The organism is Polaromonas sp. P4_F9 (genome assembly GCF_056401235.1).
In genome coordinates this window covers 107,181-128,946 of the sequence record NZ_JBFUJT010000009.1, presented here as the reverse complement: position 1 = coordinate 128,946, position 21,766 = coordinate 107,181, and the positions used below count along the sequence as shown (strand labels likewise).

The window sequence follows — 21,766 nt, the reverse complement described above, 5'->3', positions numbered from 1 at the left end:
GGTGTCGGTGTCGGTGTCGGTGGGGTGTCGCCGGGCGGCCGGCCCAGGCGCCGGTTATTTCCCGGTAAAGGCCGGTTTGCGTTTTTCCATGAAGGCCTTGCGGCCCTCGGCATAGTCGGCGCTGTCAAAACAGCCGCGAATCAGACGCTGGCACAGGTCCAGGTCCAGCTCGGGTGAAGGTTTGAGGATTTCCGCCGTGATGGCCTTGCCCGCGCGCACCGTCAAGGGGGCATTGGCAGCCAGGGCCGAGGTGTATTCCGCCAGCAGCGCCGGCAGCTGCTCGGGCTCGCACACGCGCGAGATCAGGCCCAGCGATTTGGCCTCGTGGGCGTCAATCTTGCGAGCAGTGAAAAACAGGTCTTTTGCAGCACCCGGACCGATCAGGTCCACCAGATTTTTCATCGCCGAGTAGCGGTAGCCAAGACCGAGACGGGCCGCGGGAATGGAAAACACCGAGTCGGTGGAGGCAATGCGGATGTCGCAGCTGATCGCCACATTCACGCCGCCGCCGATGCAAAAGCCTCGTATGCACGACAGCGTGGGCTTGCTGAAGCGGTGGATGCCCATCAGCGCGTTTTCCGCCATCTGTTCGTAGCGGGTCACGGCTTCGCGGGCGGCACGCATGTCTTCAAATTGCGAGATGTCGGCGCCCGACACAAACGCCTTCTCGCCGGCGCCCGAGAACACCACCAGACGTACCCGGTCGTCGGTTTCGGCCTGCGCCAGCAAAGGCGGAACGGCCTCCCACATGTCCACCGACAGTGCGTTATGGCGGGCCGGATTGTTGAAGCGGATATGCAGCGTGGAGGCGTCCAGCCAGGTCTGCACGCGTTCGGTAGGGGAGTCATAGCTCACGGTTGTCATCAATACACTCCAGTTGATTTCATGCGCGCCAGGTCGCCGGCGCTTAAACCCATTTCGGTCAGGATTTCCTCGGTGTGCTCGCCACGGCGCGGTGCGGCGCGGGCAATGGTGCTGGGCGTGCGCTCCAGCTGCATGGGCTGGCCCACCAGGCGCTGCGCCCCCAAATGCACGGACATCACATCCTTGACCATGTTGAGGTGCTTGATCTGCGGTTCCTCAAAGGCTTCCTGCACATTGTTGATCAGGCCGCAGGCCACGCCGCCCTTGTTCAGGCGTTCGATCCAGTAGGCGCGGTCCTGCGCGGCCAGCAGCCGGTTGATTTCGGCATTGAGCGAGTCGCGGTTCACCGAGCGCCCCGCCTTGTCCTTGTAGCGCTCGTCGCTGACCCACTGTGGCGCGCCCAGGATGTCGCAAAAGCGCTCCCATATCTTGGACCCGAACACCGCAATGTTCATATAGCCGTCGCGCGCCTTGTAGACCCCGGTCGGAATGCTGGTGGGGTGAAAGTTGCCGGCCTGCGTGGCGACTTCACCGTCGATCAGCCAGCGCGAGGTCTGGAAGTCCATCATGTAGACCATGGACTCCAGCAAGGAGGTGTGCAGCCACTGGCCCTTGCCCGAGGTTTCGCGTTCCAGCAGCGCCACCAGGATGCCCTGCGCCGCAAAAATACCGGCGCACAGGTCTGCAATGGGAATGCCCACGCGCATCGGCCCTTGCTCGGCCAGGCCGGTCACCGACATCAGGCCGCCCATGCCCTGCGCAATCTGGTCAAAACCGGGGCGCGTAGCCAGCGGGCCCGACTGGCCAAAGCCCGAGATGCTGGCATACACCAGACCCGGGTTGTCCGGCTTCAGGGTTTCGTAGTCGATGCCCAGGCGAAATTTCACGTCGGGACGGAAGTTCTCCACCACCACGTCGGCCCCGCCAATGAGGCGCTTGAGCACGCGGATGCCCTCCTCCTCTTTCAGGTTCAGGGTAATGGACCGCTTGTTGCGGTGGGTGTACTGGTAGTCGGAGCCTTCCTGCCCGCCCAGCGTGTCATCGCCGCGCATGTGCTCGGGCATCTGGACCTGGATGACGTCGGCGCCCCAGTCGGCCAGCTGGCGGCAGGCCGTCGGGCCCGCCCGGACCTGGGTGAGATCCACCACGCGAAAGCGCTGGAGTGCGGAAGAGGCTGGCAAATGAGGCATGAGGGGAAATCCAGGATTGAATGGAGGCAAAAACAGGCGAAAGTGTCATCTACATGAATGACAAGTGTCAACACTTTTTTTACTATAGATAACACTTTTTGGCAATTCGTCTTCTGGCAGAATTTTTTCAGGTACCATTCCCGCACAAGGTGGCATGCGCACAATTCGCGCGGCCCCGACCCCTCCAGCCATGACCTCACCCAAAGAAAAGCCCGAACAGGGACTGCCGCTCTTCATTGCGGAAGAGCTCAAGCACTTGATTTACACCGGCGCACTCAAGCCCGGGGAGCGCCTGAACGAGGCCGCACTGGCGCTGCGCATGGGTACCAGCCGCGGCCCCATCCGCGAGGCCATCCGCATGCTGACGGGCCTGGGCATCGTCAAGGCTGTCGTCAACCGCGGCGTCTTCGTGCGGCAGATTTCGGTGCGCGAGATGCTGGAGATCTATGAGCTCCGGGCGCTGGTCTTCGGCTTTGCGGCCGAACGCGCCACGGAGCATGTCAACGAAGAACACAAGCAGCAGTTTGAGCGGCTTCTCACGCAGATGGATGCGGCCTGCGACGCTGAAGACTCCGATCTTTACTACGACCTGAACCTGCAATTCCACGCGCTGATCCTGCGTCTGTCCAACAACCAGCGGGCCCATGAAACTTATGACGACTATGTCAAGGAGCTGCACCTGTTCAGGCGGCGTTACTTCAACTCACCCGGAAACATGCGGCGCTCCAATATCGAGCACCGGACGATTTACGAGGCCATCATCAAGGGGGCCAAAGCCAGGGCGAAATCGGCTGCTGAACGTCATGTGCTGTCAGGGCGGGAGCGCCTGCTGGCCAGCATCGATGACAGCAGTCCCCTCTCCTCCTAGGAGGCCTCCATGCGCAGGGTGAACGACGATAATCAGGCCATGAGTTCCCTGTCCGCGGAAGTGCGCCCGCAACCCAAATCCCTGACCGACCTCTTTGTTTCATTCACCCTGCTGGCCCTGCAGGGCTTTGGCGGCGTGCTGGCGGTCGTGCAGCGCGACTTGGTGGAAAAAAAACGCTGGATGACGCGTGAAGAATTCATTGAAGACTGGGCGGTGGCGCAAATCATGCCGGGGCCCAACGTGGTGAACCTGTCACTGATGGTGGGCGGTCGCTACTTCGGCCTCAAGGGCGCCATGGCAGCGCTCGCCGGCATGCTGACCGTGCCGCTGGTGCTGGTGTTGCTGCTGGCTGTGCTGTATGCCCAGTTTGCGGCGCACCCGGGCGTGGCGGGCGCCCTGCGCGGCATGGCGGCGGTGGCCGCCGGCCTGATTGCGGCAACCGGCATGCGGCTGTCTGGCGCGCTGGCCAAAAACGTACTGGGACTGCGCCTGTGCGCCGTGTTCGGCGTGGCAACCTTCGCCGCCATCGCCCTGCTGCGCTGGCCGATGGCCTATGTGCTGCCCGGGCTGGGCGGGGTGGCCTGCGTGGCGGCTTTCTACAGGCTCAAGCCATGACCAATGCGCCCCACCTGGTTTTCGGCGCGCATGAATGGTTTGAGCTGTTTTTGCACTACCTGTCGCTCTCGCTGCTGTCGATCGGAGGCGCCATCAGCACGGCGCCCGACATGCACCGGTTTCTGGTGGACAAGCAGCACTGGCTGACCGACGCCCAATTCAACGCCTCCATTGCCATTGCGCAGGCGGCACCCGGCCCGAATGTCCTGTTCATCGCCCTGCTCGGCTGGAACGTGGGCATGAATGCGGGCGGCATGCTCTCCGGCCTAATGGGCGTCTTTCTCGCCTTGCTGGGCATTCTCATCCCCAGCACCGTGCTCACTTACACGGCGGCCCAGTGGGGCCACAGAAATCGGGAGATGCGGGCAGTGCGCGCCTTCAAACAGGGCATGGCGCCCATCGTGGTGGCGCTGCTGATTGCCACCGGCTGCATCCTGGCGGGTGCCAACGGCAAAGCAGGCAACAGCGTTGCGCAAAACTGGCCCGTGTGGTTACTGAGCGGCACCACCGCGCTGATCGTCTGGCGCACCAGGATTCACCTGCTCTGGCTGCTGGCGGCAAGCGCTGCGCTCGGCTGGTTCGGACTGATCTGAGCGTGATTCGGGCCACATCCAGGGTTTGATCTGCCCTGGGCCGGACCTGCTGGATCAGGTCAGGCTTGGCCTAGTGGGGGTTCTCGAAAAAGATGTAGTTCGAGCCGTAGTCGCTGACCTCGAAATACACCTTTTTCTCGCCGGCGTCGGCAACCATGTTCAGGTTTTCATCCAGCACGCCATACCCAAACCGGTAGGAGCGCGCCTTGCCGTCATCGGTGCCCATGGCGGTGCTCAGTTTGTCAATCTTGATGAAGCGGCGCATCAGCTTGTCGCCCGCATAAAACTCCAGCACGCCGTTGGTGCCGGTCCAGTTCTGGATGTCGCGGCTGATCTTGTTTTGCTGCTCCTGGGTACAGGAAGCCAGCATGGTTAACACACTGACAGCTATCAAAACAGGAGCAATCAAGTACCGGAAGTTCATGGTGGCCATCTCCAGGAAAATGCGGGCGACAGAAGCCCGCTCAGCTGCGCTGGCGCAGCGCTTCGTACAGGCAAACGCCGCTGGCCACCGACACGTTGAGGCTTTCGACAGCCCCGCGCATCGGAATGCTGACCAGTTCGTCGCAGGTCTTGCGCGTGAGCTGGCGCATGCCCTCCCCTTCGGCGCCGAGCACCAGGGCAACCGGGCCCTTGAGGTCCACGTCGTAAATCGTTTTGGGGGCGTCATCGCTCGTGCCTATGCACCAGATGTTGCGCTCCTTGAGCTCGCCCAGCGTGCGGGCCAGGTTGGTGACCATGAAGTAAGGCATGGTTTCGGCCGCGCCACTGGCAACCTTGGCCACTGTGGCGTTGATGCCGGCGGCATGGTCCTTGGGCGCAATCACGGCATGGGCACCCGCGCCGTCGGCCACCCGCAGGCAGGCACCCAGGTTGTGCGGATCGGTCACGCCGTCGAGCACCAGCAGCAGGGGCTGCGCGGTGCCGGCCTCTTCCAGTTGCTCCAGCAGCTCATCGAGCGATTTGACCTGGGCCACCGCATCGACGCGGGCGACGACACCCTGGTGGCCGTGGCTGCCACACATTTTGGCCAGGCGCAGGCCGTCGGACTCAATCAGGCGAACGCCGGCTTCGCGGGCGCGGTCAGTGAACTGGCGCATGCGGGCATCGCGGCGCGAGGCATCGAAAAAAACCTCCAGAACCGATTGGGGGGCGGTTTTAAGGCGCACACCCACGGCATGAAAGCCAAAAAGAACTTTGGGGGAAGAAGACATGCAGGGATTATCACTGCTCGTGCCGACAAGCCCATCGGCCACCCTGCCCGCCGTCAAATTGCCGGACAAGCAATAGCAAAGACAAAGGGGGACCGTATTACCTGGCCCAGGATCGTTTTTTCCATCAAGCCTTGACTATCCGCCCGGCATCAATGGTGATGCGCCGCTCGCAGCGTGCGGCAATCATCGGGTCGTGCGTGACCAGCACCAGCGTCGTACCCAGTTCCTGGTTGAGTTCAAACATCAGCGCCATCACGGTTTCGCCGGTAGCAAAGTCAAGGCTGCCGGTCGGCTCGTCGGCCAGCAGCACGGCGGGCTGCACGACGAAGGCCCGCGCCAGCGCCACGCGCTGCTGCTCGCCGCCCGACAGCACTTTGGGATAATGGCCCAGCCGCTCGCCCAGACCCACCCGTTTGAGCATGTCGGTCGCCAGCGCACGGGCATTTCGTTGATCAGCCAGCTCCAGCGGCAACATGACGTTTTCCAGTGCCGTCAGATTGCCCATGAGTTGAAAGTTCTGGAACACAAAACCGACTTCGCGGGCGCGCAGCGCCGCACGGTCGTCCTCATTGAGGGCAAACAGGTCTTGCCCCGCCATCCGCACAGTGCCTTGGGACGGCGTATCGAGCCCAGCGATGATGGACAGCAGCGTGCTTTTGCCGGAACCGGAGGCGCCGACAATAGCGGCAGTTTCCCTAGGCGCCAGCGAGAAATCAATATCGCGCAAAATGGTCAGTGTGCCGGTCGAGTCGCTCACCGACTTGAAAACATGCTCAACGGAAATAATTGAAGGAGTCGGGGAAGCCGGCGCGCACGAAGCGTCGCTCACGACAGTCACTGCGGGTTCAAACATGTCAGCCTTGTCAGAAAACTTGAAATCAGACTTTACCAAGCTTGCGCGGATGCCGACGGCCCGGCTGCTAAAACCATTCGGCACGCTGCTGATCGCAGTGCTCATGGGCGCGCCCGGGCTGGCCCCTGCGCAAGCGGGGCAAGTGGGGCAAAAACCCGGCGCACAGGCCCAGGCCGCCCCAACGTCGCACACCATTTTGATCGTTGGCGATTCGCTGAGCGCCGAATACGGCCTCAAGCGCGGCACCGGCTGGGTGCCGCTGCTGGAAAAGCAGCTGGCCGGCGAAAGGAAAGCCGCCAGGGTCGTCAACGCCAGCATCAGTGGCGACACCACCTCCGGCGGGCGCTCGCGCCTACCGGCCCTGCTGGCACAGCACAAACCAGACACGGTGGTGATCGAGCTGGGCGGTAACGACGCCCTGCGCGGCCTGCCGCTGGACATGACCGAGAAAAACCTGACGGCCATGACGCAGGCGTCCAAAAAAGCGGGTGCCAAAGTGCTCCTGGTGGGGATGCAGGTGCCGCCCAACTACGGCGGCGCTTATGGGGCTGGCTTTGCCGGCCTGTTCCCGAAAGTGGCCGGGACCGAAAAAGTCGCGCTGGTGCCCTTCTTCCTCCAAGGCGTGGCCGACGCGGCCGACCCTGTCGCCAACTTCCAGGCCGACCGCATTCACCCCAACGAACAGTCGCAAGCCAGAATGCTGGCCAATGTCTGGCCCGAACTGAAGAAACTGATCAAGTGAGCCTCGAACGCATTTCCGCCGAGGACGCACTCGGCAAACTGGGCAGTTTTTCCGCCATCATTGACGCCCGCAGCGAGGGTGAATACGCGGAAGACCACCTGCCCGGCGCCGTCAACTGGCCCAGCCTGAATGACGACGAGCGAAAAATAGTTGGCACCCAGTACAAGCAGATCAGCGCGTTTGAAGCCAAAAAGCAGGGTGCGGCCCTGGTGGCCAAAAACATCGCTGCCCACATTGAGCGCGAGGTGCTGGACAAGCCCCGGGAATGGCAGCCGCTGGTGTATTGCTGGCGCGGCGGCAAACGCAGCGGCTCGCTGGCGCTCATCCTCGACCAGATCGGCTTCAAGGTCACCCTGGTCGATGGCGGTTACAAGGCTTTCCGGGCCGCGCTGGTGGCGGATTTACCGCAACTGGCAGCACGCCACAGCTACCAGGTTGTTTGCGGCACCACGGGTTCGGGCAAGACCCGCCTGCTCCACGCGCTGGCGGCCCAAGGCGCCCAGGTGCTGGACCTCGAAGCCCTGGCCAATCACCGCAGCTCGGTGCTGGGCATGATTCCCGGTTCACCGCAGCCCAGCCAGAAAGCCTTTGACAGTCGCATCTGGGCCGCCTTGCGTAGCTTTGACCCGGCGCGCCCGGTGTACATTGAAAGCGAAAGCAAAAAAGTCGGCAATGTGGCCGTGCCCGAAGGGCTGATTGCCGCCATGCGTGCCAGCCCCTGCCTGCAGCTGGAACTGCCCGAGGAGGAACGAGTGGCGCTGCTGCTGGAAGACTATGATTTTTTTGTCAAGGACATCGACTTTTTCTGCGACCGGCTGGGCGCCCTGACCGAGGCCCGGGGCAAGGAAACCGTGCAGGACTGGCAGGCACGGGCCCGCGCCGGCGACGTGGCCTCGGTGGTTCGCGAACTGCTGGTCAAGCACTACGACCCGGTCTACCTGCAGTCGATGCGGCGCAACTTTGCGCACTACGAAACAGCGCGGGTGCTGCAGCCGCAAAACCACAGCGTGGCCGCCATGACCGCGCTGGCGCAAGCCATGCTTGCCGGGCCCTGAAGGAGGCCTTTCAGGGCAACTGATCGCGCCTGCGTCTGGGAGCCTGTCGGGCTTGGGGCGTCGGCTGCAAATCGACCGCAGCGGTCCATTTTTCACCATTCTCTTGTCCCATAGCGGGGCTATGGGCCTGCAAATCCGGCAAAAACTGTCCTCGCCGGGGCCGATTTTCGCTCGACGCCCCAAGCCCGACAAGCTCCTAGAAGTCCCCGCTCGACCCGCTGGCCAGGCTTTCAAACTTGGTAATGCGGTTGATAAACGCCAGCTTCACCGTGCCCGTAGGGCCGTTACGCTGCTTGCTGATGATGACCTCGGCCACACCCGGCTCCTTGCAGGCCTCCTTGGTGTAGTACTCGTCGCGGTAAATGAACATGATGATGTCGGCGTCCTGCTCGATGGCGCCGGACTCACGCAGGTCGCTCATCATGGGACGCTTGTCGGTGCGGGACTCCACGCCACGGCTGAGCTGTGACAGGGCAATCACGGGGCATTGCAGTTCTTTGGCCAGCATCTTGAGGCCGCGCGAGATTTCGCCCACCGCCGTCGCGCGGTTCTCGTCGTTCATGCCGGTAGAGACGCTCATCAGCTGCAAATAGTCGACCACGATCAAGCCGAGCTTGCCGCACTGGCGGGCCAGGCGGCGCGCGTTGGCGCGAAGCTCGCTCACGGTGAGGCCGGGCGTTTCGTCAATGTGCAACGAGACGGTGCGCAGCTTTTCAATGGCTTCGGTCAAACGCGGCCACTCTTCATCAGTCAGGCCGCCGGTGCGCAAATGGGTCTGGTCGATGCGACCGATGGAGCCGACGATACGCACGGCAAGCTGGGAGGCACCCATCTCCATGGAGAACACGGCGACGGGCAAGCCTTCGTTGAGCGCGACGTGTTCGGCGATGTTGATGGCGAGCGCGGTTTTACCCATGGAGGGGCGCGCCGCCAGAATCACCAGATCACCGGCCTGGAAGCCGGAGGTCATCCGATCCAAATCGTAGAAACCCGTGGGCACGCCGGTGACGTCCTGCGGGTTCTCGGCCATTTCGGTCACGCGGTCGAGCAGGCTGACGACCAGCGTGTCCATGCTCTGGAAGCCTTCCTTCATGCGCGAGCCCTGCTCGCCAATCTTGAAGATCTTCTGCTCGGCCTCGTCGAGGATGGTGGCGACATCCTTGCCTTGCGGGTTGAAGGCGTTGGTGGAGATTTCGTCGGAAGCGGACACCAGCTTGCGCAGGATGGAGCGCTCCCGCACGATCTCTGCATAGCGGCGGATGTTGCTGGCGCTCGGCACATACTGCGCGAGCGAGTTCAAATAGCCCAATCCCCCCACCTCGTCAGCCTTGCCCTGGTTCTGCAGGTGCTCGTATACCGTGATGATGTCGGCCGGCTTGGAAGCGTTGATGAGCGTGCCGACAGCGGCGTAAATCAGCTTGTGCTCGTGGCGATAGAAATCTTCATCGGTCAGCAGGTCGCCCACACGGTCCCAGGCGCCGTTGTCGAGCAGCAGGCCGCCCAGTACGCTGGATTCGCCTTCGATGGAGTGCGGCGGAATGCGCAGCTGGGCAATTTGCCGATCGGCGCTGTAGCCGGGGTCGTTGTAGGCAGAAAGTACGGCAGACATGGGTTTCCTTGACAGCTTTGGATGCTATCGCCGCTGTGCTACGGCGTCATCGGATAACGCTGTTTATAAATGGTGAATAACAGGGGTACAACCCTGTAAAAGATGTGAATTGACGCCCCAACAAAAAAGCCGCTCCGAAGAGCGGCTTTTTTGGCAGCGTAACCGGATTTAAGCGGTTTCGCCGTAGACCGTCACAGTGATGTCAACTGCCACGTCGGTGTGCAGTGCCACGCTGACAGCGTGGTCGCCCACGGTCTTCAGCGGGCCGTTGGGCATGCGGATTTGCGACTTGGCGACGGGGAAGCCCTGCTTGGTCAGCTCAGCCGAGATGTCGTGGTTGGTGACCGAGCCAAACAGGCGGCCATCCACACCGGCTTTTTGCGTGAGCTTGATGGTGGTACCACCGAGCTTTTCGCCCTGAGCCTGCATTTCGGCGAGCTTGGCGGCGGCGGCTTTTTCGAGCTCAACGCGCTTGGCTTCGAACTCGGCCTTGTTGGCTTCCGTGGCGCGACGGGCACGGCCGGAAGGGATCAGAAAGTTGCGTGCATAGCCGTCTTTGACTTTGACGACTTCACCCAGATTGCCCAGGTTCACGACTTTGTCGAGCAGAATAATTTGCATGGTCGTGCTCCTTACAGGCTACGGTGCTGGTCGCTGTAAGGCAGCATCGCGAGGAAGCGAGCGCGCTTGACGGCGGTGTTGATCTGGCGCTGGAAAATCGCGCGCGTGCCGGTCAGGCGTGCGGGGATGATTTTTCCGTTTTCGGCGACGAAATCGCGCAGGGTGTCGATGTCCTTGTAGTCGATTTCTTCAACGCCAGCGGCTGTGAAGCGGCAAAAACGCTTGCGCTTGAACAGCAGGGATTGGGTATTGCGCTTGGGGCGCTTGTCTTTGTTGAAACGTTTTGGTCCGGCCATGATGGACTCCTTAAATTGGGTTCAGTACTTGCTCAGAAACTTGTTCTAGGGCTTGAATATGAAAAACAACGCCTTTGCTGGTGCGCGCATTGATGAGGAAACCGGTGAACCTGAAGGGCTTGCCTAGCGGGGACTTGGCTGATTGCTCAGCCAGCGCTCCGAAGGCAACCGCCCTGACCGTCAATTTGACCTGTCTGGCAACACCTGCTTCGACGATTTCGGACTCGTGTTCGAGGACGAAATTGGCGGCGGGGATTCCAGCGGGCGTGTAGCGAAGAGGACTTGCCTCGGCGATACAGGCGGTCAGTTCAACGTGGTTCACTGCGGGCTTTTGCTCAATGGCAGCTGCGCGGCAGCGAGGCGTTCAACAGCATGGTGGCTATTAAGCCGCATACTCCTGCTGTTGGGCTTTACGGGCTTCTTCCCTCTCGACGTTGCGCATCATGAGGGATGGGCCGGTTTCGGCCTTTTTCTTGACCACGGTCAGGTGGCGCAGCACGGCATCGTTGAACTTGAACGCGTGCTCAATTTCTTCCATCACGGCCTGGCTGGCTTCGATGTTGATGCAGAGGTAGTGGGCTTTGGCGAGTTTCTGGATCAGGTACACCAGCTGGCGACGGCCCCAATCTTCAACACGATGCACTTTTCCACCGCCGGCGGTGATCATGCCCTTGTAACGTTCCAGCATGGCTGGCACTTGCTCGCTTTGATCCGGATGGATCAGCAAGACGATCTCATAGTGACGCATAAACTCTCCTTGTGGTTGATTGAAGCTGCCCCAGCGTCGTTAAGGGTGCAGCAAGGCGAAGCCCATGATTATAGCCGGTTGGCGGCCCCGGGTGCAAATTCAGGTGTTCAATTGACGCAGGGAGGTACTTCCGGGGCGAACCTCCACCGGCGGACGGCATGCCAGGGGAGCGCGCCAAGGGGGTGGACGACGCCCGAAAACCTGAACCTAAAGGCTTTTCAGGTCCGGATAGCGCACGTGATCCACCAGATCGCGGGCTTTCTGGGGGGGTGGCCGGGTCACCAGGCTCACCAGCACGATCACGGCAAACCCGACCGGAACGCCAAACAGCCCCGCGGAAATGGGATCAATCCCCCACCAGAGCTGGATGGGTGAGGTGATGCCGAAGGCCTCGCGCAGCCAGGGCTGGGTGGTCAGCATGTAGTAGGACGTCACACCCAGGCCCGACACCATGCCCAGCACCGCCGCAATGCCGGTCGCGCGTTTCCAGAAAATGCCCAGGCTCAGCGCGGGAAAAAATGAGGCCGCCGCAAAGGAAAAAGCCGCCGACACGAGAAACAGGATATCGGCCGGTTTTTGGGCCGCCACGTAGGCCGCCGTCAGGGCCACGATGAGCAGCAGGATTTTGGACACCGTCACCCGGCTGACCGTCGAGGCGTTGGGATCGATCATCTTGTAATACACGTCATGGCCCAGCGCATTGGCAATCGTCAGCAGCAGGCCGTCTGCCGTGGAGAGCGCAGCCGCCAGACCGCCGGCCGCCACCAGCCCGGAAATAACATAAGGCAGGCCGGCAAGCTCGGGGGTGAGCAGCACAATGACGTCGCCGCCTACCGTCATTTCATTGAGTTGCAGGATGTTGTCCCTGTTGACATCGGTCACCGACAGCAGCGACGGGTCCACCTTGCTCCAGGTGTTGATCCAGGCCGGCAGGTGGTCAAACGGCATGCCCACCAGCACGGTGAAGATTTCATACTTCACCAGCACGGCCAACGCCGGCGCCGTGAAGTACAGCAGGCAGATAAAAAACAGGGACCATGTGACGGACTGGCGCGCCTCCCGCACGCTGGGGACGGTGTAATACCGCATCAGGATGTGCGGCAAAGCGGCAGTCCCCACCATGAGGCAAAAGACCAGCGCCAGGAAATTCCGGCGCGACGTGTCGTAAATCTCTCTTTCTTTCGGCGTTCCCTCCGGGTCGCCGGAAAACTGGGCCGCGTGTGGCGGCATGCCGTTGAGCGGCTGGCTTTTGATGTCTGCGACGGCTTTGGCGGCCGACCAGCTGCGAACCGCCGCGGCCTCGTTTTTAGGCATCGCCGCCAGCGCCCTGGCCGCTGAGGAAACCTGTGCAACGGAGGCGTTACCGCTCTTCAACTCTTCCATCTTCTTGCTGGCAGCGAGTTTGTCGGCAGCCAGCGAAGCCGCCGGATGCCCGATCTTGTCGGCCAGGGCCTCCGAGCGCTGCCGGAACAGGGCTCGCACCTGCTGCTCGCCGGGATCATCGACCAGCTGTTTTTCCCTGGCGGTGACCTTCTCCAGCTGATAGCCATAAACCAGTTGCGGTACGGGGACGCCGGTCTGCTTGGCAGACAGCCAGATCACCGGAATCAGGTAAGCCACCACCAGAATAATGTACTGGGCTACCTGCGTCCAGGTCACGGCGCGCATTCCGCCCAGGAATGAGCACACCAAAATACCGCCCAGGCCGAGGAAGATTCCGAGTTCGAACGCAATGCCCGTGAGATAGGACGTGATCAGGCCGACACCATAAATCTGGGCCACCAGGTAGGTGAAGGAGCACAGGATAGCGGCCATCACTCCGATGAGCCTGGGCAGGTTGCCGCCGTAGCGTTCACCCAGGAAATCCGGGATGGTGAACTGGCCAAACTTGCGCAGGTAGGGAGCCAGCACCAGGGCGACCAGACAATAGCCGCCCGTCCAGCCCATGATGAAGGCCAGACCGCTGTAACCCGTGAGGTACAGGGTTCCTGCCAGGCCGATGAACGACGCCGCCGACATCCAGTCGGCACCGGTCGCCATGCCGTTGTAGACAGCCGGGACACGGCGGCCCGCCACGTAATATTCCGCGGCGTCGGTGGTGCGGCTCATGATCCCGATACCCGCATACAGGCCAATGGTGGCCATCAGGAAGGTGGAACCTATCCACAACCTGGGCATGCCCATGCGCTCCAGGCCGGCGAGCACGGCCACAAACAGCACCAGACCTACCGTGTACCAGCAGTACACCCGGTTCAGCTGGGTCTTGAACTGCCGCTTCGAGAGGCCGATCCCGTCCCGGGATCCGAAAAATCCGGCCATGGTTCAGGGCTCTCCATCCGCAAGGTCTGCCACGTCGTGCTCAATGTCGAGACGGTTCATGCACCACGCATAAAACCCGATGATGAGGCAATACACCAGCAAAGCGCCCTGCGCCCCCATCCAGAAACTGAAGGGCCAGCCAAAGAACGTGAAGCTCAATGCCCGCGCGAAGTAACTCACGCCAAACGTGACGGCAAACCAGATCAGCAACAGCGCGGCCGTCAGGACGAGGTTCTTGCGCCAGTAGCGGCGATGGTTGTCAGTGAGCTGCATTGCCCGTCACACTCATTGCCGCGCCAGGGGCCTGCACCGCGCGCGCCGGCTGGCCGGGCCTGGCTTGCAAGCCGTATTCGCCTTCCAGTTGCGCGGCCACCCGGGGCTCAAACTGCCGGAGGTGGTCGATGATCTTCCGGGCTTTTTCGGGCTGGCCCAGTTCCAGGCGAACCTGTGCCAGCCGGTACCAGCCGTGGGGACTCATGGGCTGCAATGCCGTATTCATTTCCAGGGGCTGCACCGCCGCATGAAACTGCCGCTGGTGGATCAGGGCCAGCGCCAGGCCGTACCACGCACGGTCCATGCGCTCATCCAGTGCCAGGGCGCTGCGAAACGCGGCCTCAGCGGATTCATGCTGCCCGGCATTCTGCAGCACATAGCCCAGGTTGAACCAGGCAGGTGCGTCCTGCGGCCAGGCGCGGGTGAGCTGGTGCAGGCTCGCGGCCGCCTCGTCATAATTTTTCAGTGCTGCCAGCACATGGGCCCGGCTGGCGAGCGCATAGCGATCCAGCGGCCTGAGCCGCAGCATCCGCTCAAATCCTGCCAATGCGCGCGCGCGGTCGCCGAAAGCAAGCAGAGCCACTGCCTGCATTCTCAGAAAGTGATAGTTCAGCGAGTTCAGCGCCACCTTCATTTGCACAGCACCACGCCGATCTGCAGGCAAATCGCGACCTTGGCGATGGCCGCACCGCCCCAGATGAACAGCAGGACCAAACCGGCCACCAACGGCAGATGGCGGTCCAGCACCACCCGGGGCGCGAGCCAGCGTGCCGCCCGTACCCAGGGGCGTCCCACCACTTGCAGCAGGCGATAAAACGGGTTGTGATCGCGGGCCTGACCTGACAGCAGGCCTATCACCCACTGGCCCAACAGCGCGAGCAGTGCGATCTCGGTGAGCAGTTTGACAGTGGTGACAACAGCAAGCATGGCATTTAGGGGCAATGCCCCCGATTGTCATCGGAGGGCTTGCCAGTTGCTTACCATGTGCATTCAAGCAACCGGGGGTTTTCCCTCGGTTGCCGCTGACTGCCGACCAACTGCCGGCACACTCAACGCATCAGCATCGGCTGATCAGCATCAGTTGGCCAGGCGCTTCCAGGTGTCTATCACGGTGTCCGGGTTCAGCGAAATCGAGCCGATGCCCTGCTCCTTGAGCCAGAGTGCAAAGTCCGGATGATCGCTGGGACCCTGGCCGCAGATACCGACGTACTTGCCCTGTCGCCTGCAGGCGCTGATGGCCTGGCTCAGCAAGGCCTTGACGGCGGGGTCGCGCTCGTCAAAGTCCGTGGCCAGAATCTCCAGGCCCGAGTCACGGTCCAGTCCCAGCGTCAGCTGGGTCAGGTCGTTCGAGCCTATGGAAAACCCGTCGAAGTATTCGAGGAACTGGTCGGCCAGCACGGCGTTGCTCGGCACCTCGCACATCATGATCACGCGCAGGCCCTGCTCACCGCGTTTCAGGCCATGTTGTGCCAGCAGGTCGGTCACCTTTTTGGCCTGTCCCAGGGTGCGGACAAAAGGCACCATGACCTCGACGTTAACGAGGCCCATGTCATTGCGAACGCGCTTGAGCGCTTCGCACTCCATGGCAAAGGCTTCACCAAAATCCGGGCTGAGGTAACGCGATGCACCGCGGAAACCCAGCATCGGGTTTTCCTCCTCGGGCTCGTAACGCGAACCACCAATCAGCTTGCGGTATTCGTTGGACTTGAAATCGGACAAACGCACGATCACCGGCTTGGGCCAGAAAGCCGCGCCAATGGTCGCGATGCCTTCGGCCACCTTGTCCACGTAAAAAGCGCGTGGCGACGCATGGCCGCGCGCCACACTTTCCACCGCCTTTTTCAGGTCCGCATCGACATTCGGGTAGTCGAGAATCGCCTTGGGGTGCACGCCGATATTGTTGTTGATGATGAATTCCAGCCGCGCCAGGCCAACGCCATGGTTGGGAATCTGGCAAAAATCAAAAGCCAGCTGCGGGTTGCCGACGTTCATCGTGATTTTCAGGTCGATCGGCGGCATGGTGCCGCGCTGCACCTCGGTCACCTCGGTTTCCAGCAAGCCGTCGTAGATGTTGCCGGTGTCGCCTTCGGCGCAGCTGACCGTCACCAGCATGCCGTCCACCAGCCGCTCGGTGGCGTCGCCACAGCCGACCACCGCCGGAATGCCCAGCTCGCGCGCAATGATGGCCGCGTGGCAGGTGCGCCCGCCGCGGTTGGTCACGATGGCGCTGGCGCGCTTCATCACCGGCTCCCAGTTGGGGTCGGTCATGTCCGTCACCAGAATGTCGCCAGGCTGAACCTGGTCCATCTCGCTGATGTTGTGCACGATGCGAACCGGGCCGGTGCCGATCTTCTGGCCGATCGCGCGGCCTTCGGCCAGCACGGTGCCGGTGCCCTTGAGCTTGTAGCGCTGCTCGGCCTTACCCTTGGACTGGCTTTTTACCGTCTCGGGGCGGGCCTGCAGGATGTAGAGCAGGCCGTCGGTGCCGTCCTTGCCCCACTCGATGTCCATGGCGCGGCCATAGTGTTTTTCGATGATGACCGCGTAACGGGCGAGTTGCTCGACGTCTTCGTCGCTCAGCGAATAGCGGTTGCGCAGTTCTGCGGGCACGTCGGTGGTCTTGACAAGCTTGCCGCCGGTTTTTTTCTCCTCGGCCGTGGTGAACTCCATCTGCAGCAGCTTGGAACCCAGGTTGCGACGAATCACGGCACGATTGCCTGCCTCGAGCATGGGCTTGTGCACGTAGAACTCGTCAGGGTTCACCGCGCCCTGCACCACCGTTTCGCCCAGCCCGTAACTGGAGGTGATGAAGACCACGTCTTCAAAACCGCTCTCGGTGTCTATGGTGAACATCACCCCGGCTGCGCCGAGATCGCTGCGCACCATGCGCTGCACGCCGGCCGACAGGGCCACGTCGGCATGGGCAAAGCCCTTGTGCACGCGGTAGCTGATGGCACGGTCGTTATAGAGCGAGGCAAACACCTCTTTCATCTTGTGCAGCACATCGTCGATGCCGACGACATTCAGGAAGGTTTCCTGCTGGCCGGCAAAGGAAGCGTCGGGCAGGTCTTCGGCCGTGGCGGACGAACGCACCGCAAAGCTGGCCTGCGCATTTCCGGCGCTCAGGGTGGCAAAACTGGCGCGAACGGCTTGTTCGAAGTCCGGCGGGAAAGGCTGGGCTTCGACCAGGGCGCGAATTTTGGCGCCGGCCTCCGCCAGCGCGCGCACGTCGTCGGTGTCGAGCGCATCGAGCAGTGCATTGATTTTTTTATCCAGCCCGTCGTAGGCCAGGAACACCCGGAAAGCGTGCGCGGTGGTGGCAAAACCCGTAGGCACCCGCACGCCTTGCGGGCCTGTGGGCAACTGCGAGATCATCTCGCCGAGGCTGGCGTTTTTGCCGCCAACGGCCTCGACATCTGTCATTCTCAGGTTTTCAAACGGTACGACCAGGGCGGTCGCCTCAAACAGGTTGGACATGAAAATACTCCGGGAGGTTTAAAAACCGGGGAATTCACCATGCGCGGCAAGCAACCTTGTTGTTGTTTGAAGGGGTTGTGGCGGGGCATGGCGTGACAATCGGGATAATTGCCACGATTGTAGGGGCCTGCGGCCGGATGTGCCGCGTCAGCCTTTCACCCAGCTTTCAATCAGACAGACGCCCACCATGTCCCAACGCACCGTGTTTTTCATCTCCGACGGCACTGGCATTACCGCTGAAACCTTTGGTAACGCCATCCTGGCGCAGTTTGAGTTCAAGCCCCGCCATGTCCGGCTGCCGTTTATCGACAGCGTGGACAAGGCCCACCAGGCCATCCGGCAGATCAATCACGCGGCGGAAGTGGAAGGCAAGCGGCCGATTGTTTTTACGACGCTGGTGAACATGGAGATCCTGGCCGTCATCAAAACCCACTGCAACGGCATGCTGCTGGACATGTTTGGCATGTTTGTGGCGCCGCTTGAAAGCGAGCTGGGCATCAAGTCCAACCACCGGGTGGGCCGCTTTTCGGATGCCTCCAAAAGCAAGGAATACGACGACCGGATCGAGGCGATCAACTTCTCGCTGGCCCACGACGACGGCCAGAGCAACAAGGACCTGGCGGGCTCTGACGTGATTCTGGTGGGCGTGAGCCGCAGCGGCAAGACGCCGACCTCGCTGTACCTCGCCATGCAGTACGGGCTCAAGGCCTCCAACTACCCGCTGATTCCGGAGGACTTTGAGCGCCGCCAGCTACCGCCCGCCTTGGTGCCGCACCGAAGAAAGATTTTTGGCCTGACGATTGCTCCCGAGCGCCTGGCCCAGATCCGCAACGAACGCCGGCCCAACTCCAAGTACGCCAGCCTTGAGAACTGCCGCGAGGAAATCCACGAAGCCGAAGCCATGATGCGGCGCGAAGGCATACGCTGGCTGTCCACCACCACCAAGTCCATCGAAGAGATTTCCACCACCATCCTGCAGGAAATCCGGCCGGAGCGGCTGGAGTACTGACTGCCGAAATCGATTTTCCAGCTCATTACGCCCGCTGGCATTGGCATCTGGCCACATTGCCGCGGCGCCGCAAGCGGCCGCAAGGACCGGACGAATCGCACCATCCCTGGTCCTACCACCCTCGCCAGACTGGCGGCAAACAATGCGACCCTGTGTGTCAACAAGGTACCTGGCCGGTAGCGCCCCCCCTAACAGCGCCAACGTAGCTGCTCGCAAAATGCGACGAAAGTATTCGCGAATAACTCTCATTCGCAACAATTCGATGCAAAAATAGCCCACCGCAACCGCGGACAGAGAAAGCATAGCGAGTGGCAATTCGATGAATAGTAAATAACTATCAAAATTAATAAATTAGAAGATATATACTATCAAATCGCAAGCGCTCAACGCAAGCACTCAAGTATTTTTTTAACCAAGCTATAGAAAGCAAAAATGTCCCTGATCAACACTGAAATCATTCCTTTCAAGGCCACCGCATACCACAATGGCAAGTTCGTGCCGGTGAGCAACGAGAACTTCAAGGGCCATTGGTCCGTCGTGGTGTTCTACCCCGCCGACTTCACCTTTGTCTGCCCGACCGAACTGGGCGACCTGGCCGACCATTACGCAGAATTCCAGAAGCTGGGCGTCCAGATTTACGGCGTGTCGACCGACACCCACTTCACCCACAAGGCCTGGCACGACACCTCCGACACCATCCGCAAGGTCCAGTACCCGCTGATCGGCGACCCCAGCCAGCAGCTGTCCCGCGCTTTCCAGGTGCTGATCGAAGAAGGTGAAGACGCAGGCCTGGCCTACCGCGGCACCTTCGTGATTGACCCGGCAGGCAAGATCAAGACCATCGAAGTGCACGACAACGGCATCGGCCGTGATGCTGCCGAACTGCTGCGCCGCGTGAAGGCTGCCCAGTACGTGGCCGCCCACCCCGGTGAAGTCTGCCCCGCCAAGTGGACGGAAGGCGCCGAAACGCTGAAGCCTTCGCTCGACCTGGTCGGCAAGATCTAAGCCCAAGCTGTTTGCGCCAAGCCCGGGCGCGCCAGCTCCCGGGCTTTTTTATTCCCCCATGCATTCGAAAAGTGAGTTCCCCATGCTCGACGCCAGCACCAAAGCCCAACTGAAGAGTTACCTCGAGCGCGCCACGCAGCCGATCGAAATCGTTGCCTCGCTCGACGACAGCAAGGCCTCGGGCGAACTGCAGTCGCTGCTCAAGGACATCGCCGACTCGTCTGCGCTGGTCAAGGTGACCGAAAGCCGCGACGACAAACATCGCAAGCCCTCGTTTTCGATCAACCGCCCGAGCGAGAACCACGGCCCGCGCTTTGCCGGCCTGCCCATGGGCCATGAATTCACCTCGCTGGTCCTCGCGCTGCTGCAGGTCGGCGGCTACCCGCCGAAAGTCGAGCAGGCCGTGCTGGAGCAGATTCGTGGGCTCGACGGCGATTTCGAGTTCGAGATTTATGTTTCACTCACCTGCCACAACTGCCCCGACGTGGTCCAGGCGCTGAACCTGATGGCGGTGCAGAACCCGCGCATCCGCACCACGATGATTGAAGGCGGGCTGTTCCAGGACGAGGTCAAGGAGCGCCAGATCATGGCCGTGCCGACCGTATTCCTGAACGGCACCGAGTTCGGCCAGGGCCGCATGAGCCTGGAAGAAATCCTGGCAAAAATCGACACCAGCGGTGTGGAACAGGAAGCGGCCAAAATCGCCGCCAAGGACCCGTTCGACGTGCTGATCGTCGGCGGCGGCCCGGCCGGTGCCGCAGCGGCGGTGTACGCCGCGCGCAAGGGCATCCGCACGGGCGTGGCGTCGGAGCGCTTCGGCGGCCAGGTGCTGGACACCATGGGCATCGAGAACTTCATCTCGATCAAGGAAACCGAGGGGCCGAAATTCGCGCATGCGCTGGAAGAACACGTGCGCAACTATGACGTCGACATCATGAACCTGCAGCGCGCCAAGGCGCTGGTTCCGAATACCGGACCGGGCAAGGACCTGATCGAGATCCAGCTTGAAAGCGGTGCCTCGCTCAAAAGCAGGTCGATCGTCATCTCGACCGGAGCGCGCTGGCGCAACATCAACGTGCCGGGCGAGCGCGAGTACAAAAACAAGGGTGTGGCCTACTGCCCGCACTGCGACGGTCCATTGTTCAAGGGCAAGCGCGTGGCGGTGATAGGCGGCGGCAACTCCGGCGTCGAAGCGGCAATCGATCTGGCCGGCATCGTCGGGCACGTGACGCTGATCGAGTTCGACACTGCGCTGCGTGCCGATGCCGTGCTGCAGCGCAAGCTCACCAGCCTGAAGAACGTGACCGTGTTCACCCATGCGCAGACCACCGAGATCACCGGTGACCAGAAAGTCAACGGCCTCATCTACAAGGACCGTGCAAGCAGCGAGTTGAAGAAGGTCGAACTGGAAGGCGTGTTCATCCAGATCGGTCTGGTGCCCAACACCGACTGGCTCAAGGGCGTGGTTGAGTTGTCCCGGCATGGCGAGATCGTGGTGGATGCCAAGGGCCAGACCTCTGTGCCTGGCGTATTTGCAGCCGGCGATGTGACGACCGTGCCTTTCAAGCAGATCATCATCGCGGCAGGCGAAGGCGCGAAGGCCGCGCTCAGCGCTTTCGATCACCTGATCCGCACTTCAGCACCGGCAGCCTGAAGTCATGCGCCAGCTGGCCGGCATAACCGGCAGCAATGTTTCTGCAAAGAAGAACGCCTATCAATCCCATTCGCCCTCAAAACGCACCCGTAGGGTCATGGCATTTTGCTTGCCGAACCCGGCCGGTCTGAAGACAATGGAATTCGTCAAAAAAAACCAGAAGGATCTCCCATGAAAGGCGACGCCCAAGTCATTGCCCACCTGCAGGCCCAGCTCAAAAACGAGCTGACTGCCATCAACCAGTACTTCCTGCACTACCGGATGTACAAACACTGGGGCCTGGACAAGCTGGCCAAGAAGGAATACGAGGAATCCATCGGCGAAATGAAGCATGCCGACAAGCTGATGGACCGCATCTTCGTGCTCGAGGGCCTGCCCAACCTGCAGGATCTGGGCAAGCTGATGATCGGTGAAGACGTGCTGGAAGCGCTGAACTGCGACCTGAAGAGCGAGCAAGGCGCCCAAGCCACGATCAAGGACGGCATTGCCCATTGCGAGACCGTGCGCGACTACGTGTCCCGCGACTTGCTGCAGGACATCCTCGACGACACGGAAGAGCACATTGACTTTCTCGAGACCCAGATCGAACTGGTCGACAAGGTTGGCGTGCAGAACTACCTGCAAAGCCAGATGGGCGAGGTCAGCTAAGCACTAAGCGCGATACACACCACTGCGGCACGTTCCGGGCCAATAGCCTGGACCTGGCGCGCTAAAAAAGGGGGCCTGTGAAGAGCCCTCTTTTTTTCGTTCAGACGCCCACA

At 61.5% G+C, this 21,766-nt stretch carries 24 protein-coding genes; 9 read left to right on the top strand and 15 right to left on the bottom strand.

Features of this window, described 5'->3' with window-relative positions; genetic code table 11:
- Positions 1-54: 54 nt before the first annotated feature.
- Entirely contained in the window at positions 55-864 is an 810-nt protein-coding gene (locus AC1DUB_RS10245) for an enoyl-CoA hydratase (protein ID WP_477729435.1), read from the bottom strand.
- The gene (locus AC1DUB_RS10240; RefSeq protein ID WP_477729434.1) at positions 864-2,054 is read right to left on the bottom strand and encodes a CaiB/BaiF CoA transferase family protein; all 1,191 of its coding nucleotides are present in this window, start codon (positions 2,052-2,054) and stop codon (positions 864-866) included. Before AC1DUB_RS10240 ends, AC1DUB_RS10245 begins: the two co-directional genes overlap by 1 nt.
- Positions 2,055-2,244: 190 nt before the next feature.
- Between AC1DUB_RS10240 and AC1DUB_RS10235 the strand changes: the two genes are divergently transcribed.
- From AC1DUB_RS10235 to AC1DUB_RS10225, 3 genes are read left to right on the top strand one after another with little or no spacing between them, the layout of a single operon-like run.
- Positions 2,245-2,922 (top strand): GntR family transcriptional regulator, encoded by a 678-nt coding sequence (locus AC1DUB_RS10235; protein ID WP_477729433.1) that lies wholly within the window; start codon positions 2,245-2,247, stop codon positions 2,920-2,922.
- A gap of 39 nt (positions 2,923-2,961) precedes the next feature.
- Positions 2,962-3,537: a chromate transporter gene (locus AC1DUB_RS10230; RefSeq protein ID WP_477729432.1), complete on the top strand. Its 576-nt coding sequence runs from the start codon at positions 2,962-2,964 to the stop codon at positions 3,535-3,537.
- Positions 3,534-4,130: a chromate transporter gene (locus AC1DUB_RS10225; protein ID WP_477729431.1), complete on the top strand. Its 597-nt coding sequence runs from the start codon at positions 3,534-3,536 to the stop codon at positions 4,128-4,130. Before AC1DUB_RS10230 ends, AC1DUB_RS10225 begins: the two co-directional genes overlap by 4 nt.
- A 70-nt stretch (positions 4,131-4,200) precedes the next feature.
- Here AC1DUB_RS10225 and AC1DUB_RS10220 read toward each other — a convergent pair whose 3' ends face one another.
- From AC1DUB_RS10220 to AC1DUB_RS10210, 3 genes are all read right to left on the bottom strand, one after another.
- A complete protein-coding gene (locus AC1DUB_RS10220) occupies positions 4,201-4,554 on the bottom strand; it encodes a hypothetical protein (RefSeq protein ID WP_477729430.1) in 354 nt (117 codons plus the stop codon).
- 40 nt (positions 4,555-4,594) lie between these two features.
- Complete coding sequence (gene rlmB / locus AC1DUB_RS10215) at positions 4,595-5,344, bottom strand: 23S rRNA (guanosine(2251)-2'-O)-methyltransferase RlmB (RefSeq protein WP_041388857.1); 750 nt, start codon at positions 5,342-5,344, stop codon at positions 4,595-4,597.
- Positions 5,345-5,468: 124 nt separating this feature from the next.
- Positions 5,469-6,197, bottom strand: coding sequence for an ABC transporter ATP-binding protein (locus tag AC1DUB_RS10210; RefSeq protein WP_477729429.1), 729 nt, complete (start codon positions 6,195-6,197; stop codon positions 5,469-5,471).
- 103 nt (positions 6,198-6,300) lie between these two features.
- Here AC1DUB_RS10210 and AC1DUB_RS10205 point away from each other — a divergent pair, with 103 nt between their 5' ends.
- On the top strand, positions 6,301-6,939 hold the full coding sequence (locus AC1DUB_RS10205; protein WP_477729482.1) for an arylesterase: 639 nt from the start codon (positions 6,301-6,303) through the stop codon (positions 6,937-6,939).
- Positions 6,936-7,994 carry a tRNA 2-selenouridine(34) synthase MnmH gene (mnmH, locus tag AC1DUB_RS10200; protein WP_477729428.1) on the top strand — a complete coding sequence of 353 codons (1,059 nt, stop codon included), beginning with the start codon at positions 6,936-6,938 and terminating at the stop codon, positions 7,992-7,994. Before AC1DUB_RS10205 ends, mnmH begins: the two co-directional genes overlap by 4 nt.
- Before the next feature lie 196 nt (positions 7,995-8,190).
- On the opposite strand, the gene dnaB is transcribed toward mnmH, so the two are convergent.
- The 10 genes from dnaB to ppsA form a co-directional block, all read right to left on the bottom strand.
- The gene (gene dnaB, locus AC1DUB_RS10195) at positions 8,191-9,603 is read right to left on the bottom strand and encodes a replicative DNA helicase (RefSeq protein WP_477729427.1); all 1,413 of its coding nucleotides are present in this window, start codon (positions 9,601-9,603) and stop codon (positions 8,191-8,193) included.
- Positions 9,604-9,771: 168 nt separating this feature from the next.
- Complete coding sequence (rplI, locus tag AC1DUB_RS10190) at positions 9,772-10,224, bottom strand: 50S ribosomal protein L9 (RefSeq protein WP_477717401.1); 453 nt, start codon at positions 10,222-10,224, stop codon at positions 9,772-9,774.
- An 11-nt stretch (positions 10,225-10,235) separates the two neighbouring features.
- On the bottom strand, positions 10,236-10,520 hold the full coding sequence (rpsR, locus tag AC1DUB_RS10185; protein WP_011483947.1) for a 30S ribosomal protein S18: 285 nt from the start codon (positions 10,518-10,520) through the stop codon (positions 10,236-10,238).
- 10 nt (positions 10,521-10,530) lie between these two features.
- Entirely contained in the window at positions 10,531-10,842 is a 312-nt protein-coding gene (gene priB / locus AC1DUB_RS10180) for a primosomal replication protein N (protein ID WP_477729426.1), read from the bottom strand.
- Positions 10,843-10,902: 60 nt separating this feature from the next.
- Positions 10,903-11,268, bottom strand: coding sequence for a 30S ribosomal protein S6 (rpsF, locus tag AC1DUB_RS10175; protein WP_007871089.1), 366 nt, complete (start codon positions 11,266-11,268; stop codon positions 10,903-10,905).
- Positions 11,269-11,475: 207 nt separating this feature from the next.
- Positions 11,476-13,587 (bottom strand): sodium:solute symporter family protein, encoded by a 2,112-nt coding sequence (locus AC1DUB_RS10170; protein WP_477717403.1) that lies wholly within the window; start codon positions 13,585-13,587, stop codon positions 11,476-11,478.
- A gap of 3 nt (positions 13,588-13,590) precedes the next feature.
- Positions 13,591-13,860 (bottom strand): DUF4212 domain-containing protein, encoded by a 270-nt coding sequence (locus AC1DUB_RS10165; RefSeq protein ID WP_477729425.1) that lies wholly within the window; start codon positions 13,858-13,860, stop codon positions 13,591-13,593.
- Positions 13,847-14,452 (bottom strand): tetratricopeptide repeat protein, encoded by a 606-nt coding sequence (locus AC1DUB_RS10160; RefSeq protein ID WP_477729481.1) that lies wholly within the window; start codon positions 14,450-14,452, stop codon positions 13,847-13,849. The genes AC1DUB_RS10165 and AC1DUB_RS10160 overlap by 14 nt, the downstream gene beginning before the upstream one ends.
- 38 nt (positions 14,453-14,490) lie before the next feature.
- Positions 14,491-14,787: a hypothetical protein gene (locus AC1DUB_RS10155; RefSeq protein WP_477717406.1), complete on the bottom strand. Its 297-nt coding sequence runs from the start codon at positions 14,785-14,787 to the stop codon at positions 14,491-14,493.
- Positions 14,788-14,937: 150 nt separating this feature from the next.
- Entirely contained in the window at positions 14,938-17,337 is a 2,400-nt protein-coding gene (ppsA, locus tag AC1DUB_RS10150) for a phosphoenolpyruvate synthase (RefSeq protein ID WP_477729424.1), read from the bottom strand.
- A gap of 187 nt (positions 17,338-17,524) precedes the next feature.
- Between ppsA and ppsR the strand changes: the two genes are divergently transcribed.
- From ppsR to bfr, 4 genes are all read left to right on the top strand, one after another.
- Entirely contained in the window at positions 17,525-18,346 is an 822-nt protein-coding gene (gene ppsR, locus AC1DUB_RS10145) for a posphoenolpyruvate synthetase regulatory kinase/phosphorylase PpsR (protein WP_477717408.1), read from the top strand.
- A gap of 432 nt (positions 18,347-18,778) precedes the next feature.
- Positions 18,779-19,351: an alkyl hydroperoxide reductase subunit C gene (gene ahpC, locus AC1DUB_RS10140; RefSeq protein ID WP_477717409.1), complete on the top strand. Its 573-nt coding sequence runs from the start codon at positions 18,779-18,781 to the stop codon at positions 19,349-19,351.
- Between the two features lie 82 nt (positions 19,352-19,433).
- Positions 19,434-21,005, top strand: a complete 1,572-nt coding sequence (gene ahpF / locus AC1DUB_RS10135) for an alkyl hydroperoxide reductase subunit F (protein WP_477729423.1) — start codon at positions 19,434-19,436, stop codon at positions 21,003-21,005.
- Between the two features lie 171 nt (positions 21,006-21,176).
- Positions 21,177-21,653 (top strand): bacterioferritin, encoded by a 477-nt coding sequence (gene bfr / locus AC1DUB_RS10130; protein WP_477729422.1) that lies wholly within the window; start codon positions 21,177-21,179, stop codon positions 21,651-21,653.
- Positions 21,654-21,766 lie beyond the last annotated feature (113 nt).

Coding starts and splice junctions, on each gene's coding strand:
- AC1DUB_RS10245 (WP_477729435.1), bottom strand. CDS start 864: ATGACAACCGTGAGCTATGACTCCCCTACCGAACGCGTGCAGACCTGG.
- AC1DUB_RS10240 (WP_477729434.1), bottom strand. CDS start 2,054: ATGCCTCATTTGCCAGCCTCTTCCGCACTCCAGCGCTTTCGCGTGGTG.
- AC1DUB_RS10235 (WP_477729433.1), top strand. CDS start 2,245: ATGACCTCACCCAAAGAAAAGCCCGAACAGGGACTGCCGCTCTTCATT.
- AC1DUB_RS10230 (WP_477729432.1), top strand. CDS start 2,962: ATGAGTTCCCTGTCCGCGGAAGTGCGCCCGCAACCCAAATCCCTGACC.
- AC1DUB_RS10225 (WP_477729431.1), top strand. CDS start 3,534: ATGACCAATGCGCCCCACCTGGTTTTCGGCGCGCATGAATGGTTTGAG.
- AC1DUB_RS10220 (WP_477729430.1), bottom strand. CDS start 4,554: ATGAACTTCCGGTACTTGATTGCTCCTGTTTTGATAGCTGTCAGTGTG.
- rlmB (WP_041388857.1), bottom strand. CDS start 5,344: ATGTCTTCTTCCCCCAAAGTTCTTTTTGGCTTTCATGCCGTGGGTGTG.
- AC1DUB_RS10210 (WP_477729429.1), bottom strand. CDS start 6,197: ATGTTTGAACCCGCAGTGACTGTCGTGAGCGACGCTTCGTGCGCGCCG.
- AC1DUB_RS10205 (WP_477729482.1), top strand. CDS start 6,301: ATGGGCGCGCCCGGGCTGGCCCCTGCGCAAGCGGGGCAAGTGGGGCAA.
- dnaB (WP_477729427.1), bottom strand. CDS start 9,603: ATGTCTGCCGTACTTTCTGCCTACAACGACCCCGGCTACAGCGCCGAT.
- rplI (WP_477717401.1), bottom strand. CDS start 10,224: ATGCAAATTATTCTGCTCGACAAAGTCGTGAACCTGGGCAATCTGGGT.
- rpsR (WP_011483947.1), bottom strand. CDS start 10,520: ATGGCCGGACCAAAACGTTTCAACAAAGACAAGCGCCCCAAGCGCAAT.
- rpsF (WP_007871089.1), bottom strand. CDS start 11,268: ATGCGTCACTATGAGATCGTCTTGCTGATCCATCCGGATCAAAGCGAG.
- AC1DUB_RS10170 (WP_477717403.1), bottom strand. CDS start 13,587: ATGGCCGGATTTTTCGGATCCCGGGACGGGATCGGCCTCTCGAAGCGG.
- AC1DUB_RS10165 (WP_477729425.1), bottom strand. CDS start 13,860: ATGCAGCTCACTGACAACCATCGCCGCTACTGGCGCAAGAACCTCGTC.
- AC1DUB_RS10160 (WP_477729481.1), bottom strand. CDS start 14,452: ATGCAGGCAGTGGCTCTGCTTGCTTTCGGCGACCGCGCGCGCGCATTG.
- AC1DUB_RS10155 (WP_477717406.1), bottom strand. CDS start 14,787: ATGCTTGCTGTTGTCACCACTGTCAAACTGCTCACCGAGATCGCACTG.
- ppsA (WP_477729424.1), bottom strand. CDS start 17,337: ATGTCCAACCTGTTTGAGGCGACCGCCCTGGTCGTACCGTTTGAAAAC.
- ppsR (WP_477717408.1), top strand. CDS start 17,525: ATGTCCCAACGCACCGTGTTTTTCATCTCCGACGGCACTGGCATTACC.
- ahpC (WP_477717409.1), top strand. CDS start 18,779: ATGTCCCTGATCAACACTGAAATCATTCCTTTCAAGGCCACCGCATAC.
- ahpF (WP_477729423.1), top strand. CDS start 19,434: ATGCTCGACGCCAGCACCAAAGCCCAACTGAAGAGTTACCTCGAGCGC.
- bfr (WP_477729422.1), top strand. CDS start 21,177: ATGAAAGGCGACGCCCAAGTCATTGCCCACCTGCAGGCCCAGCTCAAA.